Source organism: Desulfosporosinus sp. FKB (genome assembly GCF_002196705.1).
In the GTDB taxonomy this organism is placed as follows: domain Bacteria; phylum Bacillota; class Desulfitobacteriia; order Desulfitobacteriales; family Desulfitobacteriaceae; genus Desulfosporosinus.
Genome location: NZ_NADJ01000008.1, coordinates 55,656 through 73,044 on the forward strand (window position 1 = coordinate 55,656; position 17,389 = coordinate 73,044).

General features: G+C 43.5%; 18 protein-coding genes. All 18 read left to right on the plus strand.

Annotated elements, in window-relative coordinates; translation table 11 throughout:
* Positions 1-29: 29 nt before the first annotated feature.
* Positions 30-929 carry a Ku protein gene (locus B5Y67_RS01295; RefSeq protein ID WP_088224783.1) on the plus strand — a complete coding sequence of 300 codons (900 nt, stop codon included), beginning with the start codon at positions 30-32 and terminating at the stop codon, positions 927-929.
* Positions 930-1,039: 110 nt separating this feature from the next.
* Positions 1,040-2,161, plus strand: coding sequence for a DNA-processing protein DprA (dprA, locus tag B5Y67_RS01300; RefSeq protein WP_088224784.1), 1,122 nt, complete (start codon positions 1,040-1,042; stop codon positions 2,159-2,161).
* A 214-nt stretch (positions 2,162-2,375) separates the two neighbouring features.
* Positions 2,376-4,466, plus strand: coding sequence for a type I DNA topoisomerase (gene topA, locus B5Y67_RS01305; RefSeq protein ID WP_088224785.1), 2,091 nt, complete (start codon positions 2,376-2,378; stop codon positions 4,464-4,466).
* 29 nt (positions 4,467-4,495) lie between these two features.
* A complete protein-coding gene (trmFO, locus tag B5Y67_RS01310) occupies positions 4,496-5,824 on the plus strand; it encodes a methylenetetrahydrofolate--tRNA-(uracil(54)-C(5))-methyltransferase (FADH(2)-oxidizing) TrmFO (RefSeq protein WP_088224786.1) in 1,329 nt (442 codons plus the stop codon).
* Positions 5,818-6,732: a site-specific tyrosine recombinase/integron integrase gene (gene xerA / locus B5Y67_RS01315; protein ID WP_088224787.1), complete on the plus strand. Its 915-nt coding sequence runs from the start codon at positions 5,818-5,820 to the stop codon at positions 6,730-6,732. The genes trmFO and xerA overlap by 7 nt, the downstream gene beginning before the upstream one ends.
* A gap of 84 nt (positions 6,733-6,816) precedes the next feature.
* Positions 6,817-7,347 carry an ATP-dependent protease subunit HslV gene (gene hslV / locus B5Y67_RS01320; RefSeq protein WP_088224788.1) on the plus strand — a complete coding sequence of 177 codons (531 nt, stop codon included), beginning with the start codon at positions 6,817-6,819 and terminating at the stop codon, positions 7,345-7,347.
* Positions 7,348-7,364: 17 nt separating this feature from the next.
* A complete protein-coding gene (gene hslU / locus B5Y67_RS01325) occupies positions 7,365-8,747 on the plus strand; it encodes an ATP-dependent protease ATPase subunit HslU (RefSeq protein WP_088224789.1) in 1,383 nt (460 codons plus the stop codon).
* A 38-nt stretch (positions 8,748-8,785) separates the two neighbouring features.
* Positions 8,786-9,577, plus strand: a complete 792-nt coding sequence (gene codY, locus B5Y67_RS01330; protein WP_047811196.1) for a GTP-sensing pleiotropic transcriptional regulator CodY — start codon at positions 8,786-8,788, stop codon at positions 9,575-9,577.
* A 24-nt stretch (positions 9,578-9,601) separates the two neighbouring features.
* Positions 9,602-10,060, plus strand: a complete 459-nt coding sequence (locus tag B5Y67_RS01335) for a hypothetical protein (protein WP_088224790.1) — start codon at positions 9,602-9,604, stop codon at positions 10,058-10,060.
* Positions 10,061-10,287: 227 nt separating this feature from the next.
* Complete coding sequence (rpsB, locus tag B5Y67_RS01340) at positions 10,288-11,022, plus strand: 30S ribosomal protein S2 (protein WP_088224791.1); 735 nt, start codon at positions 10,288-10,290, stop codon at positions 11,020-11,022.
* Between the two features lie 131 nt (positions 11,023-11,153).
* Complete coding sequence (gene tsf, locus B5Y67_RS01345; protein ID WP_088224792.1) at positions 11,154-11,807, plus strand: translation elongation factor Ts; 654 nt, start codon at positions 11,154-11,156, stop codon at positions 11,805-11,807.
* Positions 11,808-11,905: 98 nt separating this feature from the next.
* The gene (gene pyrH, locus B5Y67_RS01350) at positions 11,906-12,631 is read left to right on the plus strand and encodes a UMP kinase (protein ID WP_088224793.1); all 726 of its coding nucleotides are present in this window, start codon (positions 11,906-11,908) and stop codon (positions 12,629-12,631) included.
* Positions 12,628-13,185, plus strand: a complete 558-nt coding sequence (frr, locus tag B5Y67_RS01355) for a ribosome recycling factor (RefSeq protein WP_088224794.1) — start codon at positions 12,628-12,630, stop codon at positions 13,183-13,185. Before pyrH ends, frr begins: the two co-directional genes overlap by 4 nt.
* Before the next feature lie 53 nt (positions 13,186-13,238).
* The gene (locus tag B5Y67_RS01360) at positions 13,239-13,400 is read left to right on the plus strand and encodes a hypothetical protein (protein WP_242975770.1); all 162 of its coding nucleotides are present in this window, start codon (positions 13,239-13,241) and stop codon (positions 13,398-13,400) included.
* A 74-nt stretch (positions 13,401-13,474) separates the two neighbouring features.
* Positions 13,475-14,239, plus strand: coding sequence for an isoprenyl transferase (locus B5Y67_RS01365; protein ID WP_088224796.1), 765 nt, complete (start codon positions 13,475-13,477; stop codon positions 14,237-14,239).
* A gap of 10 nt (positions 14,240-14,249) precedes the next feature.
* Positions 14,250-15,032: a phosphatidate cytidylyltransferase gene (locus tag B5Y67_RS01370; protein ID WP_088224827.1), complete on the plus strand. Its 783-nt coding sequence runs from the start codon at positions 14,250-14,252 to the stop codon at positions 15,030-15,032.
* 10 nt (positions 15,033-15,042) lie between these two features.
* On the plus strand, positions 15,043-16,146 hold the full coding sequence (gene ytvI, locus B5Y67_RS01375; protein ID WP_088224797.1) for a sporulation integral membrane protein YtvI: 1,104 nt from the start codon (positions 15,043-15,045) through the stop codon (positions 16,144-16,146).
* A 55-nt stretch (positions 16,147-16,201) separates the two neighbouring features.
* Entirely contained in the window at positions 16,202-17,341 is a 1,140-nt protein-coding gene (locus B5Y67_RS01380) for a 1-deoxy-D-xylulose-5-phosphate reductoisomerase (protein WP_088224828.1), read from the plus strand.
* Positions 17,342-17,389: the final 48 nt, after the last annotated feature.

A 17,389-nucleotide genomic window follows, 5' to 3' on the forward strand; every position in this document is an offset into this window, starting at 1 on the left:
GTTCACACTATATTTGAGGAGGTGAGCTTATGCATACGTTATGGAAAGGCTCAATCAGTTTTGGTCTGGTAAATGTTCCTGTTAAAATGCATGCTGCAACGGAATCACAAGAGTTTAAATTTAATTATTTGCATAAGGACTGTCAGCATAGAATCCGGTCAATTAAAAAATGTCCTTATTGTGATCGGGAAGTTGAAATGGCTGATTTGGTCAAAGGATATGAATATGAGAAAGATCATTATGTAATTATGGATGAAGAAGAACTATCTGCTTTAGAACAACCTACTAGTCGATCTATCGAGATTCTTGATTTCATTAACTTGAGTGAAATTGATCCGATCTATTATGATAAATCATATTATTTGTCTCCCGAGGAGACTGCTCAAAAAGCTTATCGTCTGTTGTGTCAAGCTATGGAAGAAAGCGGGAAAGTTGCTTTGGCTCGAGTTACCATGCGATCGAAGCAACACTTAGCCTGCCTGCGCGTTTTTGAAGAAGGGCTGGTTTTAGAGACCATGCACTATCCACAGGAAATACGACATATGGAGGCATCCTGGGGCCGAATTGTTCCAACAGAAACTGAATTAACAATGGCACGACAATTAATCGATAATTTAGCACGTCCATTCGAACCAGAAAAATACAGAGATGAAGTGCATGAACAGGTGGCGGAGATGATCGAAAGTAAGATTGCGGGAGAAAGCTTTGAAGTTGAAGCTCCTTCTAAAGGCGGTCAGGTCGTAGATTTAATGGAAGCACTGCGGGCCAGCATTGCCTTAACAGAGCAAGAAAAAGGAAAAATGGAAGCTGCAGAAACAACGCAGAATTTGAATCATAATGATGCCGCTCCTAATGAACAGGTGCAGCAACCCCCTAAAACTACCCTGACTCCCAGAAAACGAGCCATCCGACGAGCAAAAGGAGCGTGAATTTGAGAGAGATTCCGCATTATTTTACTTAATATCAAAAAATTCAACAAAGTTTTAGGCAGGAGATGACTCCCTATGCCCCGAAAAGATGGGCAAGGGAGGGGCTTAGGATGGAGATAGATAACGAGAAACTATTTCGGGCGGCATTTCGGACAATGAAAGGTGTTGGTAGTCAGCATCTGCGTTTGCTTATTGCCTATTTCGGAAGCGCTGTGCAGGCATGGGAGGCTGGCCAAAAGGATTATTTAAAGATTGCCCCTCAAGGGAAGTGGGTTGTTGAAGTACTGAAGGAACGAAAAAGAATTGATCCTTGGAAAATAGGGGCAGACCTTAGGGCACGGAACATTAAGGTCGTTACCCCCCAGGATCGTAATTATCCTTCTCTTTTACTTGAATTAACCGATATTCCGCCTCTTCTTTATTATCAGGGATACCTTGAAGACAATTCAGCTGTCTTGGCAATTGTTGGCTCACGGCAAGCAACAGCCTATGGAAAATCTGCAGCACGTATGTTAGCTCGTGATGCGGCAGCCCAAGGTCTTGTTGTTGTAAGCGGACTTGCACGCGGCATTGATACGGCGGCTCATCAAGGAGCCCTTGAAGGCCATGGAATTACCTGGGCTTTTCTGGGATGCGGTTTAGATCAGATTTATCCGCGGGAAAATTATCATTTAGCTAAGGAAATCTTAGATGAGGGTGCTTTGATCAGTGAGTTTCCTCCCGGAACACCACCCCTTGCCGCGAACTTTCCTGCACGGAATCGGCTGATTAGTGGCTCTTCTCGAGGCGTTATAGTGGTTGAGGCAGCAGAAAGAAGCGGAGCAATGATTACAGTTGATTTTGCTTTAGAACAAGGACGGGAGGTTTTCGCAGTTCCCGGACCTATTTTTAGTCCACAAAGTCGCGGGCCACACACTTTATTACGTCAAGGAGCCAAAATCGCCGAAGGAATTGAGGATATTTGGAATGAGTGTTTTTCTACAATGGAAGCCAAGACTGTAAAGAAAGGTCCTTCTGGACAGCATACGTATAAAAAGGGGAAATATCCCGAAACGGACGATCATAGAGTTATTCTTCAGCAACTAAGTGACGTTCCCCTCCATATTGACCAACTGGCATTACACTCGTCGTTATCGGTAGCTTCCCTGTCACTGGCTTTGTTGGAATTGCAATTACAAGGAAAAATTAAGCAATTACCGGGACAAAATTATGTATTAGTTCGTGAGTGCTAGACATCCGACTAAAAAGGCGTTAAGATAGGCATTAGTTTTACCGGCGCAAATTATATCTTGATGTTAGTCATTTTTTAGGCATTTTATTTAGAAATTTCTGTATTAATAATTATTTAATAAATTTGCAAAACCAGTAAATCAATGGGAAACTATAGCAAGTTGATCGTTTGGAAAACAAATCAACAAGGCTCTTAAGTTTATTTGAGGTGAAATTATGTCGAAAACGCTTGTAATAGTAGAATCTCCAGCCAAAGCTAAATCAATCAGCAAATTTCTGGGAAATCGTTATACCGTAAAAGCTTCAATGGGACATTTGCGGGACTTACCTAAAAGTCAGTTAGGAGTTGATTTAGATCATGATTATGAGCCGAAATATATTGCTATTCGTGGTCGTGGAGATTTAATTAAAGATTTACGTTCAGCTGCTAAAGGCGCTGAAAAAATTTTTCTTGCTTCTGACCCGGACCGTGAAGGGGAAGCAATCGCCTGGCATCTTTCTTTCCTGTTAGGCCTTAAGCAAGGAGAAAAGAACCGTATTGAATTTCATGAAATTACGAAGTCTGCAATCCAGGCAGCCATAAAACACCCTCGTGAACTTGATGCGGATCGGGTGGATGCCCAACAGGCTCGTCGGGTTTTAGATAGATTAGTGGGTTACCAATTAAGTCCTTTGCTCTGGAGAAAAATTAAAAAGGGCTTAAGTGCCGGTCGAGTCCAATCTGTAGCTGTTCGCCTCGTCGAGGATCGGGAGGAACAAATTCGCTCTTTTGTGTCAGAAGAATACTGGAGTTTAACTGCGAATCTTGAGTCTAAGGGTGGTAGATTTGGGGCAAAACTATTAAAAAAGGCGGATAAAAAAATATCTATTTCCTCCAAAGCTGAAATGGAAATGATTCTGGAGGACATTAAGGGGAAAGAGTATAACGTTTCAGACGTTCGAGCCAAAGAAAAGAAAAAGCAGCCCGCACCGCCTTTCACGACGAGCAGCTTACAGCAAGAAGCTCATCGAAAACTAAGCTTTTCACCGAAACGTACAATGATGTTAGCACAACAGCTTTATGAAGGTCTTGACTTAGGTAAGGAAGGTACTGTCGGACTTATTACTTACATGCGTACTGACTCAGTTAAAGTGGCTGAAGTTGCCCAAAGCGAAGCGAAAGAGTGGATCTTAGCTCATTATGGAAATGATTATTATCCCTCGGAACCTCGTCAGTTTACTAATAAGGGTCGTTCTCAAGAGGCCCATGAAGCGATTCGGCCTACCCTTCCGCTGCGTTCTCCTGAATCGGTGAAAGGGATTTTGTCACGTGATCAATTACGTTTGTACCGTTTGATCTGGGAGCGGTTTATTGCCAGTCAAATGAGCGCAGCTATTATGGATACTTTGACCGTCGATATCCTTGTAGGCGATGCCCTCTTCCGGGCCAACACCTCAACGATCCGTTTCCCGGGCTTTTTAGCGGTTTATGAGGAAGGAAAAGATGAGGAAGACGTCCTGGATGATGAACAAAGTTCACTGACTTTTTCTGTTTTACCAGGCGAACCTCTTAAACTTATTCAATTGCAAGAAAAACAACATTTTACAGAGCCGCCGCCGCGCTATACCGAGGCTTCCTTGGTGCGGAAGTTAGAAGAGGAAGGCATTGGAAGGCCGAGTACCTATGCGCCCACAATTGAAACTATCCAAACCAGAGGTTATGTTGTCAAAGAAGAAAAGCAATTGATTCCAACGGAACTGGGAGACATCGTTATTTCTCTTCTTAAAGAGCATTTCCCTGACATCGTAAACCTAGAATTTACGGCGAATTTGGAAGAAAAACTCGATCTTATCGAAGAAGGAAGGGTTCCCTGGAAGTCTGTTGTACAAGAATATTACCTGCCTTTCTCCGAGACTCTTGCTCTGGCCGAGGAACGCATTGGAAAAGTAAAAATTGAGGATCAGGTATCAGAGGAGATTTGTGAGAATTGCGGACGCAATATGGTTATTAAGATGGGGCGATATGGTAAATTCTTAGCTTGTCCCGGATTTCCGGAGTGCCGAAATACAAAGCCATTTTTAGAACAAGTTGGTGCAAATTGTCCTAAATGTGACAAACCCCTTGTTCTGCGGCGTTCAAAGAAAGGCCGTAAGTTTTTTGGCTGCAGCTCTTACCCTGAGTGCGATTTTGTTTCGTGGGAAATGCCGGCTCCTGAACCTTGTCCGGAATGTCAGCAAATGATGGTAATCAAGACGTCCAAGCGGCAAAAGAAGTATGTATGTACAAATCCGGAATGCCGATTTACGAGGATCATCGAAGAAGAGTAAGTCATCTGCAGGGATAGGGGAGTTTTAATATGCAAAATGTTACTGTTATCGGTGGAGGGCTGGCAGGCTCAGAAGCTGCTTGGCAGCTTGCCAAACGCGGGGTGAAGGTAGACTTATTTGAAATGAGACCTGTTAAATTTACCCCTGCTCACCATACTGAATGGTTTGCAGAATTAGTTTGCAGCAATTCGCTGCGTGCAGCAGGATTGGAGAATGCCGTTGGTTTATTAAAAGAAGAGATGCGGCGCTTAGATTCGTTAATTATGAGCGCTGCCGATCACACCATGGTGCCTGCCGGGGGTGCTCTGGCAGTTGACCGGAGTTTGTTTTCCAAGGAGATTACGCAGCGATTAATGGAACATCCTAATGTTACTATTCACAGGGAGGAAGTTCGTTCTCTGCCAGAGGAAGGAATTGTGATCGCAGCCAGTGGCCCGCTGACTTCAGATGATTTAGCGAGGGATATTTCCCGTTTAACCGGCGAGGAAGCCCTTTCCTTTTATGATGCAGCTGCCCCCATTGTAACCTATGAATCTATCGATATGAGCAAGGCCTTTTGGGCTTCGAGATATAACAAAGGTGAAGCAGATTATCTTAATTGTCCTATGTCCAAGGAAGACTATGAATTGTTTCATCAAGAACTGACCAGTGCGGAAACAGCTGAAGTTCAAGGCTTTGAGCAGGGAGAGGTATTCGAAGGCTGCCTGCCTGTCGAAGTCATGGCTAAGCGCGGCATTCAAACCTTAACCTTTGGACCGCTCAAGCCTGTTGGCCTTCAAGATCCTCGAACAGATAAAAAACCTTTTGCGGTTGTTCAGCTGCGCAAGGAGAATCAGACGGGAACCCTTTTGAATTTGGTAGGCTTTCAAACCCATCTTAAATGGGGTGAACAGAAACGAGTATTTTCTTTGATACCTGGTCTGGAAAAAGCCGAGTTTGCACGCTTTGGCGTGATGCACCGCAATACTTTTTTAAATGCTCCCAAAGTCCTCAGAGCAGACTTTAGCCTCAAGGGCAAACCATCACTTTTCTTTGCAGGGCAAATTACCGGTGTGGAAGGGTATGTGGAATCCGCGTCCAGCGGTCTTTTGGCAGGTCTTAATGCCTGGAGGCGTTTACAGCAGATGGAAACCTTAGTGTTTCCGCCGGAAACAACGTTGGGGGGATTGGCAAGGCATCTTGAGGGTTCACCCAGTCAGAGCTTTCAGCCAATGAATATTAATTTTGGTTTGTTGCCACCTTTGAGTGAACGGATACGAAATAAGCGAGAAAAAAATAGCAGAATTTCTCAGCGAGCTCTGGACTCTTTGCGTGAGTTCTGTTCTCGAGAAAACTTAGAGGAGGCTGGCAGGTGTTAGCCGATGAGGCCCTAAGTTTGTTTGCGGGCTATCAGCATTCTCAAAACCGGTCCGAACATACGGTTATAGCATACCAAAACGATCTGGGGCAATTTTTTCGTTTTGCGGCTTTGGAGTTGGGGCAAGAACCTGAAAACCTAAGGGTTGATCAGATCGACGTTTATATTGCTCGTAGTTTTTTGGGGATACTAACAGACCAAGGACTGTCACGCAAAAGTATGGCTCGTAAACTTGCTGCTTTAAGATCGTTGTTTAAGTTTTTATGTCGTGAAGGGATACTGCAGATGAATCCGATACAGCGAATCGCAAGTCCCAAGGTGGGAAGAAAACTCCCGCATTTTCTCTATCTTGATCAAGTTGAGGGTTTGCTTCATGCGTCTGATTGTACACAGCTTCTCGGTGCACGAGATCAAGTGATTATGGAACTTCTATACGGCTCAGGGCTTAGAGTTAGCGAACTTGTTAGTTTAAATCGTGAGAGTCTGGATTTAGACGGCGGATTGATTAGGGTTTTGGGCAAGGGAAATAAGGAAAGGGTTGTGCCCATTACAAATTATGCGCGCGAAGCGGTTAATCACTATCTGAATATGCGCGGTGACAACCATGAAGCTCTCCTCTTAAATTATCAAGGGACACGTTTGACAGATCGTTCTGTGCGCCGGATTTTGGATAAGCTAGTAACGAGAGTGTCTTTAGAACAGCATGTGAATCCGCATATGCTCAGGCACTCTTTTGCTACTCATCTCTTAGACGGCGGAGCAGATTTGAGGAGTGTTCAAGAATTGCTTGGACATCAAAAACTAACATCAACTCAGATTTATACTCACCTGACCCGTGAACGTTTAAAAGAGGTTTACGGAAAGGCACATCCTCGAGCAAAAACAACTATTGACCCATTAGAAAAATAAATTTTCACAAAAAGTTGCAAATTGTCTACAATTGACTTGACACGCGGAAAATGCCCTAGTAAACTGCATAAAGGAGGAGTTATCATGTTTCATGCAACGACGATTGTCGCAGTGAAAAGAGGGGAGCATGTTGCCATCGCGGGAGATGGGCAAGTAACCTTCGGGCAGGCCACTGTGATGAAACATAAAGCCCGGAAAGTGCGCCGCTTATTTCACGGTAAGGTAATTACCGGATTTGCAGGCTCAGTAGCGGATGCTTTTACACTTTTTGATAAATTCGAGCAAAAACTCGAAGAATATCATGGGAACCTGCAACGAGCAGCTGTTGAGCTGGCTAAGGAATGGCGTATGGATAAAATGCTTAGGAATCTTGAGGCCTTGCTCTTAGTCGCAGATAGCCAAAATCTCTTAATTGTTTCCGGATCTGGGGAAGTCATTGAACCCGATGATGGTATTGCCGCTATTGGTTCGGGAGGAAACTATGCTTTAGCTGCTGCTCGCGCCTTAGTTAAGCATACAAACCTTACACCGGCGGAAATTGTTAGAGAATCAATGCTTGTAGCTGCCGGGATTTGTGTTTATACCAATGAACAAATTATGGTTGAAGAGTTATAGGGGGTGATATTGATACCATGGAAAGCTTAACTCCTCGAGAAATTGTCCGTGAATTGGACTCCTATATTGTTGGACAAGATGCCGGTAAACGGGCTGTTGCAGTTGCTTTGCGCAATCGCTATCGGCGTTCTTTGCTGCCTGAAAAGTTGCAGGATGATATCATTCCCAAAAACATCTTAATGATCGGTCCTACTGGTGTCGGCAAAACAGAGATTGCCAGACGCTTAGCGAAACTTGTTCGAGCTCCTTTTATTAAAATCGAGGCAACAAAATTTACCGAAGTGGGATATGTGGGCCGTGATGTAGAGGCTATTATCCGGGACTTAGTAGAAATTGCCTTACGGATGGTCAAGTCTGAACGTGCAGAAATGGTTCAGACACAGGCCGCAATCAACGCTGAGAAACGTTTACTTGAACTCCTGGTTCCCGGAAAACATTCTGAAAAATCCTCAGCGAATCCCTTCCAGATGCTGTTTGGACAATCTTCGGAGACGGAGAAGGACGATAATATCACTCCAGAGCTTGATAAAGAGCGGGCGCTGGCAGCGGAACGTCTGCGAAGTGGAGAACTGGAAGAGAAAATTATTGAGATTTCCGTTGAAGAGACGACACCCCTATCGGATATGTTAGGGAATAATATGATGGAGATGGGCCTGAATATTCAGGATATGGTGTCCGGGATACTGCCTAAACGGCATAAAAAGAGAAAAGTAAGTGTCAAAGAAGCACGCAAAATTTTAATCAACGAAGAAACTCAAAATTTAATTGATCAAGATGAGGCTGTTAACGAAGCCATTCACAGGACTGAACATGAGGGTATTGTCTTCTTGGATGAAATTGATAAGATTGCCGGGCGCGAAGGTTCCGGAGGTCCCGATGTATCGAGGGGCGGAGTACAGCGAGATATTCTTCCCATCGTCGAAGGTTCAACTGTAGTTACCAAATATGGTCCAGTCAAAACTGATCATATTCTTTTCATCGCTGCCGGGGCATTTCATCTCAGCAAACCTTCAGATCTTATTCCGGAACTGCAAGGAAGATTCCCCATCAGGGTTGAATTAGAATCTTTAAGTGTTGCAGATTTCAAACGTATCCTAACTGAACCTCAATCGTCGTTAATTAAGCAATATAGTGCTTTGTTAGGGACAGAAGGGATAAGAGTGGAATTTACAGAGAATGCTATTGATGAATTAGCTGAAGTTGCCTATAAAGTAAATTCTACCACTGAAAATATTGGCGCGCGACGCCTCCATACAATTATTGAAAAAGTTTTGGAGGAGCTGTCCTTTGAAGCGTCTGAACTTCCTGAAGATTACACCGTAACGATCAATCGAGAATACGTTCAGCATCGTTTGGGTAATGTAATTCAAAACCAAGATTTGGCGCGTTATATTTTATAATCTAAAATCCGAAGCAAGTTAAGGAGGACAAAAAACTTATGGAACAATTATTAGAAAAAACAAGAGCTATCAATAAATTAATTCAGCGTGCTGCTGGAAATCCCGTTGATTTTGAAGAAATGGCTAAGGTGCTTCGCCAAGCCATTATTGCTAATTGTTATATTGTCGGACGTCGGGGGAAAATCTTAGGCTATAGCTTTATGAACCACTTCGTTTGTGGGACGATGGATGAAATCGTTATGCATTCCGAGCGCTTCCCTGAAAGCTACAATGACGGACTTATGAAAATCAGCGAGACAAAGACGAACACCACTCAAGTTGCTAACGGGTGCATCTTTGACTGCAATACGCCATGCCATTTCAACAATAAAGTAACAACCGTCGTTCCAATTTTAGGCGGAGGCGAAAGAGTTGGGACTCTTGTTTTGGCTAAATATGATGAAGAATTTAAGGAAGAAGATCTTGTTCTTGCCGAATATGGTGCAACAGTCGTGGGAATGGAAATTTTAAGGGTTAAAGCTGAACGCGCTGAAGAGGAAGCCCGCAAAAAAGCGGCAGTACAAATTGCTGTTGGTACTTTATCTTACTCCGAACTTGAAGCTGTTGAACATATCTTTGCTGAATTAGGCGGAGGAGAGGGACTATTGGTAGCCAGCAAGATTGCTGATCGAGTTGGGATTACTCGTTCGGTTATTGTTAATGCTCTCCGTAAGTTTGAATCGGCCGGAGTTATTGAGTCTAAGTCCTTGGGAATGAAGGGAACTTATATTCGAGTTTTGAATGATTATCTTCTCGACGAATTGGATAAACACATCAAACATGCAAAGTAAACTGATGTGCCGGAGGTGGTTTTCGTGGATGAGCATGAATATATTTACCAATTGAGACCGCTTGTCATCCCTGGCCTCTTCTTTCTCGTCCTTTACCCTATACTTTTGGGGTGTATCTTTTTATTTCACAAGTTTCCGAGTATGGAACTAAACGTACTCATAGGGATATATTGTCTTAGTGTTCTTGGCATTCTCTCCTTATGGGTTATCGGTAAGAGTAAACGTGTTCTCATCAAAGAAGAGCAGATTATCTTCAGCTCCTTATTAGGAAAACACGTTCTTGAACCGAAAGACATCCGTCGAGTTGCTTTTTATTTTGACGGAAAGGGACAAGAAGTTGCGCAAATTCGCACAGGAGATGTCTTTTTCTACTTAAGTGAATTTTACTTTCCTTTCCCGGAACTCATGAGCGACTTGGAGAATTTTATTCGGGAGCATAAACTGCGATCGAATTTACAGAACTATCTAGGATTAAATGAATGATCTTTATCATCGGTTGCTAATGTTGCCTTTACGTTAGGTTTTTGCACTGTCGGATCTTATGAATTAGGTTTGTTTTTCATTGCATTAAGGTTAGTATTATGCTAATCTATTCTCAGTGTGGTTTATTGACACACGCAGTGGGATTGGAGCGCTGTTCTTTGTAAGGACAAAGGGCGTTCGGGGATGAACCTGCGGAGGAAAAAACAAAAGAAAGTAGGTATGAAAAAATGGCAGTTATCTCTATGAAGCAATTGCTGGAAGCCGGTGTTCATTTTGGACACCAAACACGTCGCTGGAATCCTAAGATGGCCCGTTATATTTTTACAGAACGTAATGGAATCTATATCATCGATTTGCAAAAAACTGTAAAAAAGGTTGACGAAGCTTATAATTTCGTCCGTAACCTGGCCACCGATGGAGGAACTATGCTCTTTGTCGGCACTAAAAAACAGGCTCAGGAGTCTGTTAAAGAAGAAGCTGAACGTTGTGGCATGTTTTTCGTTAATGAACGTTGGCTCGGAGGAATGCTGACGAACTTCCAAACAATTCAAAAAAGGGTTGACCGTTTGCGCGAACTGGAAAGAATGGAAACTGAGGGAGTTTTCGAAGTACTCACTAAGAAAGAAGTGTCTGCACTTCGCCATGAGATGGAGAAATTGGAGCGTTTCTTAGGCGGTATTAAGAATATGAAGAAACTTCCGGATGCGTTATTCATCGTTGATCCTCGTAAAGAACGCATTGCAGTGGCAGAGGCACGCCGTTTAAATATTCCGATAGTTGCCATTGTTGATACGAACTGTGACCCTGATGAGATTGATGTTGTAATTCCGGCTAACGATGATGCCATTCGTGCCGTTAAATTGCTGACTGCTAAAATGGCTGATGCAATTATTGAAGGACAACAAGGCAGTGTGGATGAAGCTGAAGAAGCAGCGGAAACCGGAGAAGCAGCTGAAGGATAAAACTCGAAATTCGAAGTTCGAGGCGCGAAATTTCGAAGTTCGCGCCTCGAATTTTGCGCTAAAAACTATTGCAAATAATCAAATATCGGCACGTGCCCTGAGCATTGTGTATTGAATTCGGAGGGTTGATTATGGCTGAAATTACGGCAGCGCTGGTTAAAGAGTTACGTGAACGTACCGGCGCAGGAATGATGGATTGCAAAAAGGCTTTAACTGAGTGTAATGGTGATATGGATAAGGCTAGTGACTTTTTACGTGAAAAAGGATTAGCGGCTGCAGCGAAAAAAGCAGGACGAGTTGCCGCAGAAGGAACTGTTGAGTCCTATATCCATGGAGGCGGACGCATCGGAGTACTCCTGGAAGTGAATTGTGAAACAGACTTTGTGGCTCGCGGAGAGGAATTTAAATTACTGGTTAAGGATGTTGCTATGCATATCGCTGCTGCAAATCCTCAATATCTCAACAAAGAAGAGGTTCCTGCAGATGTCCTGCAGCATGAGCGAGATATTTTGAAGGCTCAAGCTCTTAATGAAGGGAAGCCGGAAAAAATCATCGAAAAGATGGTTGAAGGACGTATCGAGAAATATTATAAAGAAGTATGTTTAATGGAACAAGCTTTTGTCAAAGATCCTGATAAGACCATTAGCGATTTAGTACTTGATAAAACTGCTAAAATCGGGGAACGAATTGTTATTCGTCGCTTTACTCGCTATGAATTAGGTGCAGGTATTGAAAAACGGCAAGAGGATTTTGCTTCAGAAGTCATGAAAGAAATTAATCGATAATTGTTAGAAAATTCATCTAGAGAACACCCTGGTGTTCTCTTTTTCGAATATAAAGTGACTCAGTACTTACTTGAAAAAGGATTATTTGGAGGTTATCCATGGAAAAACCGCAATATGGTCGAGTCATCCTGAAAATAAGTGGAGAAGCGTTAGCAGGAAATCAAGGGTTTGGTCTTGAACATAATATGTTAGTCACCGTCGCCAGGCAAGTGGCGGAGATCAGAGCTATGGGAGTAGAAGTTTGCGTGGTTGTCGGCGGCGGTAATCTCTGGCGTGGAATCGCCGGAAGTGCTCAGGGAATGGATCGGGCTACTGCTGATTACATGGGAATGCTGGCGACAGTGATGAATGCTCTGGCCCTTCAAGATGCTTTAGAAAAAGCAGGCTCTGATACCCGAGTGTTATCAGCCATTGAAATGCGTCAAGTGGCAGAACCCTATATCCGCCGACGAGCGATTCGCCATATGGAAAAAGGTCGTATTGTAATTTTTGCCGCCGGAACAGGGAATCCTTATTTTTCCACTGATACAACAGCGGCACTGCGTGCAGCTGAGATTGAAGCAGAAGTCATACTGATGGCTAAGAAGGTTGATGGCGTTTACGATTCTGATCCTGTAAAGAATCCCCAGGCTAAGAAATTCGATCGTCTCAGTTATCTTGAAGTTCTAAGCAGGGGTTTAGGGGTTATGGATTCTACGGCGACGTCACTCTGTATGGATAATAATATTCCTGTCATCGTCTTTGATTTAACAAAAGAAGGCAATATTAAGCGAGTCGTTCTCGGTGAATCAATCGGAACATATGTTGGGAGGGATAGTCAATGATCTCTGAGGTAATTAAGGATGCGGAAGAGCGAATGCGTAAAGGAGTTGACGCTCTGCGCAAAGAATATGGATCGATACGTGCCGGTCGAGCTAATCCGAACGTCTTGGATAAGGTTATGGTTGAATATTATGGTGCCCCTACACCAATTAATCAACTAGCTAATGTCTCTGCTCCGGAACCAAGGCTGCTCGTAATTCAACCTTGGGACAGATCAGTTTTGCCTGTCATCGAAAAGGCCATTTTGAAATCTGATCTTGGACTTAATCCCTCAAGTGACGGCAGCGTAATTCGTCTGCTGATTCCACAACTAACCGCTGAACGCAGAGCAGAAATTGTAAAGAAAGTTAAAAAAGAAGCTGAGGATGCACGAGTTGCTGTAAGAAATGTCCGCCGGGATGTTAATGATAAATTAAAAAAATTAGAAAAAGATCATGAAGCCTCAGAAGATGAAGTTAAACGTGCACAGGATGAGGTTCAAAAAATTACTGACCGAATTATTAAAGAAATTGAACATGTCATGGAAACTAAGGAAAGCGAAATCACCGAAGTATGACATTTTCGTGGTATGGATTAAGTTGGGATGAAGTAAGAAGAGATCTTGAAGCTTTGGATAAACCGTATGCTTTCCAAATCACTTATCCGCGTGGTAAAATGGAAACGGGGGGCAGCTTACGAGTTGTTCGCCTGCGGGAATCTGAAGATCGAGTAGATGTTATTTTGGCCCATGAGAAGTACTTACGCTGTGAGCATCGACCCCCTAATTGTTAAGGGGGTCTTTGACCTCTCTATGTGATTCTGACCGATCTGTTTGGGAATCGAATATCATATTATGAGGTGGAATAATGTGGTTCAAATCTTGGAACCAAACGAAAGATAGTTTACCAGACCAGGTCGCTATGGACTGCCTCCCTCGTCATATTGCTATTATCATGGATGGGAATGGGCGCTGGGCCCGGAAACGTGCCTTGCCTCGTTCGATGGGACATCGAGCAGGTGTTGAAGCCTTGCGCAAAATAGTTAAGACTTGTTCTAAATTAGGAATTGAAGTCCTGACAGTCTATGCATTTTCGACGGAAAACTGGAGCAGACCTAAGGATGAAGTTGGCATATTAATGAAGTTGTTAACCGAATATCTCAGAAAGGAACTCGAAGAACTGCATCAAAATAATGTTGTCATTCGAGCCATTGGGATACTTAAGGATCTTCCTCTGGAAGCACAACATGAATTAGAACGTGCCGTAGAGCGCACTAAAAACAATTCAGGGTTAGTCCTTAATCTGGCCTTAAATTACGGTGGACGCTCCGAGATTATTGATGCGGTCAAGAAAATGAGCCAAGATGTTTTAGAAGGAAAACAAAAGATTGACGATATTGATGAGAAAATCTTTAGCGATAAGCTTTTTACGGGCGGACTTCCTGACCCTGATTTATTAATAAGAACTTCGGGTGAAATGAGATTAAGTAATTTTCTCTTATGGCAGCTGGCTTATACTGAGATTATGGTTGTTGAGGAGTTCTGGCCAGACTTTGGAGAAAACTCCTTAATAGAGGCGATAAAAGTATACCAGAAAAGAGATCGCCGTTTTGGCGGAATACATACAAATTGAGGAAATTGTGATGTTTAAACGAACCATTAGTGCCTTGATTGGTGCTCCGCTTCTTTTAGGACTGACGTATTTGGGCGGCCCTTATACAGCTTTTCTTGTGGCAGTGCTGGCCTTATTAGGTTTGCGCGAGTTCTTGCGCATAGGCAAACATATGGGCATGAAGGTTTGGAATATACTGACTGCCCTGGCGACAGTTGGCTGGCTCGTCATTGTTTTCAGGTACGGCTCTGAGTGGATGTCAACAGCTATTATATTCTGGCTGCTTATTACCTTTGGCCGTCTTGCTCTGACTTACCCGGAGACACCCCTCACTGAAGCTAGTTTTAATTTTTTAGCTGTCATGTATTCAACAGTTTTGCTATCCCATTTATACTTACTGCGCCAACTTCCTCATGGTTTAGAGTGGACCCTTCTGACATTTTTTTTGGTATGGGCGACGGATACTGGTGCATACCTTATTGGAAGAGGATTTGGCAGACATATGTTAGCTCCTCAGGTTAGCCCTAAGAAAACTGTCGAAGGTTCCATTGGCGGATTGTTGTCAAGTGTTCTCGTCGCTCTTTTGTTTTGGCGCTTAGCGAATGACGCAGCATTTCTTACGTATTTTGTTTTAGGAATTACGATTGGCATTAGTGCTCAAATTGGTGATCTTTTCGAATCAGCTTTAAAGCGAACTGCGGGGGTTAAAGATTCTGGAAGCATAATACCGGGACACGGAGGGATCTTAGATCGGTTTGACAGCCTGATTTTTGCTCTTCCATTGGTATATTATGGTGTGATTTTGCTGTCGTGAGGTGAGAGTTATGAGCATAGACCAAAAGCATCCTTTGTGGACTAATCTTAATAGACTTGCTCTGGTAACGAGTATTCTAATCCTATTGAAGATTTTTACCTATTTTTTTCAAGTGTTTTTGCCTGTCTTTGGCGAGGTTTTGGGGGAGGCCTTTGGTGCGTTTTTACCTTTTATAATAGCGCTTATTCTTGCTTTTTTGCTCGAACCCTTGGTCGTCAGAATTATGCACGTCATTCATATACGACGGCCCTTTGCTGCGATTCTTACGTTAATTCTAGCCATTGCTGTTCTTAGTCTTTTTGTCTTCTTAATTGTTGCCAGGCTCTACACCGAGCTATCTGAATTAGCGGTTACTCTTCCTAATTATGGTTATTTAGTAAGTTTGGTGACTCATCAAATTGATACCATCGAAAAGTATGTGACTGTTAATCCTCAGATCCAAAGTACTTTGACCACATCCACTGAGAGCCTCGCAAGAATGCTTCAAGAATGGGCAAAATCCGGGAGCTTATTTTTGCTTGGCTTTCTTACTGCTTTGCCTCGTGTCTTTATTGTTATGGTTGTCTCACTCGTGGGAACGTTAATGATGAGTTCCAGCTATCCTAATGTCCGGCAGTTTATCTCAAATCTTTTTCCGCGCCGCTGGCATGTCAGCGCTCAGGCAGTTAGTCAGGACTTAGGGGCTGCGGTTGTCGGCTATATTCGGGCTTTGGCAATTCTGATGTCGGTTACGGCATTTTCAACGATTATCGGCCTTCTGATTATTGGGAACAGGTATGCGGTTACCTTAGGTGTCTTAGCAGGATTATTAGACGCCGTTCCCATTGTAGGAACGGGTCTCTTATTCGGCCCCTGGATTATCGGCTTGTTAATTCTGGGCTCTTTCGGTGCAGCTCTTAAGGTCCTGATTATGTGGGTTGTTACGGTTGTGGTTCGGCAGTTTCTGGAGCCTAAAATCATGTCTCAGGGAATTGGACTGCACCCTCTGCCTACATTGATATCTATGTATGTCGGACTTGAGCTTTTAGGATTCGTTGGCATTTTGGTCGGTCCGGGTATCGTCATTAGTTATGAGGCGTTACGTAAAGTCGGAATTTTTGGGCGTAGGGATTAAAGGCTCAGGAGGGTCACTTAAACCAGTTATTAACAGGAAGAAGATGATGTTTGAGTTGAAAACGCTAACCATCTTAGGCTCAACAGGCTCAATCGGACGTCAAACCTTGGACGTTGTTCACCATTCGGAGGGGCAGCTAAAGGTTCATGCTTTGGCAGCTGATAAAAATGTAAAACTAATAGAAGAGCAGGCCCGTTCTGTTCATCCGGCTGTTGTAGTTATGATGGATGAAGGTGCGGCTCGCGAACTTCGGGAACGATTGTCGGATACATCGATAAGAGTCATGCAGGGCATGGACGGTATGATAAACTCGGTAGTTGCCCAAGAAGTGGATACCGTCGTTACTGCGCTTTCCGGGCGTATTGGGCTGGAACCGACTCTTTCGGCTCTTGAAGCCGGAAAGGCAATCGCTTTGGCTAATAAGGAAACCTTGGTAGCCGGCGGAGAGTTGGTTATGGCGAAAGCAAAAGCCATGAATTGCCCGATTATTCCTGTCGACAGCGAACACTCGGCTGTTTTCCAGTGCCTTGAAGAGAATCCTGAAACCATCGAAACTATAATTTTGACCGCCTCAGGAGGCCCTTTTTTTGGCTGGTCCAAGCAGGAGTTGGCGAATGTCACCCTTGAAAAGGCATTACGTCATCCAAACTGGTCTATGGGAGCAAAGATCACCATCGATTCTGCTACTATGATGAATAAAGGACTCGAAGTCATAGAGGCTCATCATTTATTTGCTGTCGATTATGACCACATTGAAGTTCTTATCCATCCACAAAGTGTTGTTCATTCTATGGTGCAATATCGTGATGGCTCTGTTCTAGCCCAATTAGGAAAAGCGGATATGCGCTTACCAATACAATATGCTTTGAGTTATCCGACGCGCTGGAAAAATCCCTTTGAGCGACTCGATCTAAGGGGGAAAACTCTTACGTTTTTCGAGCCCGATTTGGAAGGCTTTCCGGCTTTAACTTTAGCCTATAAGGCAGGACGAAGAGGCGGAACGCTTCCTGCAGTTATGAATGCAGCAAATGAGGTTGCCGTATCGGCTTTTCTGCAAAATAAACTAAGCTATCTTAAAATTTACAAGATTGTGGAAAAGGTCTGTTCTGAGCATCATGTTTTAGATCATCCGGAATTGGGAAGTATACTCGATGCAGACACATGGGCACGAGGCCGTACCTTAGAACTCCTTTAGGGTTGGTATTGGTTTTTATTCGGCCTAGTTAATGAGTATTTCAAAAAC

Excerpts from the sequence above, each read along its gene's own strand:
- frr (WP_088224794.1), top strand. The coding sequence starts at position 12,628 with ATGATCTCTGAGGTAATTAAGGATGCGGAAGAGCGAATGCGTAAAGGA.
- dprA (WP_088224784.1), top strand. The coding sequence starts at position 1,040 with ATGGAGATAGATAACGAGAAACTATTTCGGGCGGCATTTCGGACAATG.
- ytvI (WP_088224797.1), top strand. The coding sequence starts at position 15,043 with ATGAGCATAGACCAAAAGCATCCTTTGTGGACTAATCTTAATAGACTT.
- hslU (WP_088224789.1), top strand. The coding sequence starts at position 7,365 with ATGGAAAGCTTAACTCCTCGAGAAATTGTCCGTGAATTGGACTCCTAT.
- codY (WP_047811196.1), top strand. The coding sequence starts at position 8,786 with ATGGAACAATTATTAGAAAAAACAAGAGCTATCAATAAATTAATTCAG.
- trmFO (WP_088224786.1), top strand. The coding sequence starts at position 4,496 with ATGCAAAATGTTACTGTTATCGGTGGAGGGCTGGCAGGCTCAGAAGCT.
- B5Y67_RS01365 (WP_088224796.1), top strand. The coding sequence starts at position 13,475 with ATGTGGTTCAAATCTTGGAACCAAACGAAAGATAGTTTACCAGACCAG.
- topA (WP_088224785.1), top strand. The coding sequence starts at position 2,376 with ATGTCGAAAACGCTTGTAATAGTAGAATCTCCAGCCAAAGCTAAATCA.
- B5Y67_RS01295 (WP_088224783.1), top strand. The coding sequence starts at position 30 with ATGCATACGTTATGGAAAGGCTCAATCAGTTTTGGTCTGGTAAATGTT.
- hslV (WP_088224788.1), top strand. The coding sequence starts at position 6,817 with ATGTTTCATGCAACGACGATTGTCGCAGTGAAAAGAGGGGAGCATGTT.
- tsf (WP_088224792.1), top strand. The coding sequence starts at position 11,154 with ATGGCTGAAATTACGGCAGCGCTGGTTAAAGAGTTACGTGAACGTACC.
- pyrH (WP_088224793.1), top strand. The coding sequence starts at position 11,906 with ATGGAAAAACCGCAATATGGTCGAGTCATCCTGAAAATAAGTGGAGAA.
- rpsB (WP_088224791.1), top strand. The coding sequence starts at position 10,288 with ATGGCAGTTATCTCTATGAAGCAATTGCTGGAAGCCGGTGTTCATTTT.
- B5Y67_RS01370 (WP_088224827.1), top strand. The coding sequence starts at position 14,250 with ATGTTTAAACGAACCATTAGTGCCTTGATTGGTGCTCCGCTTCTTTTA.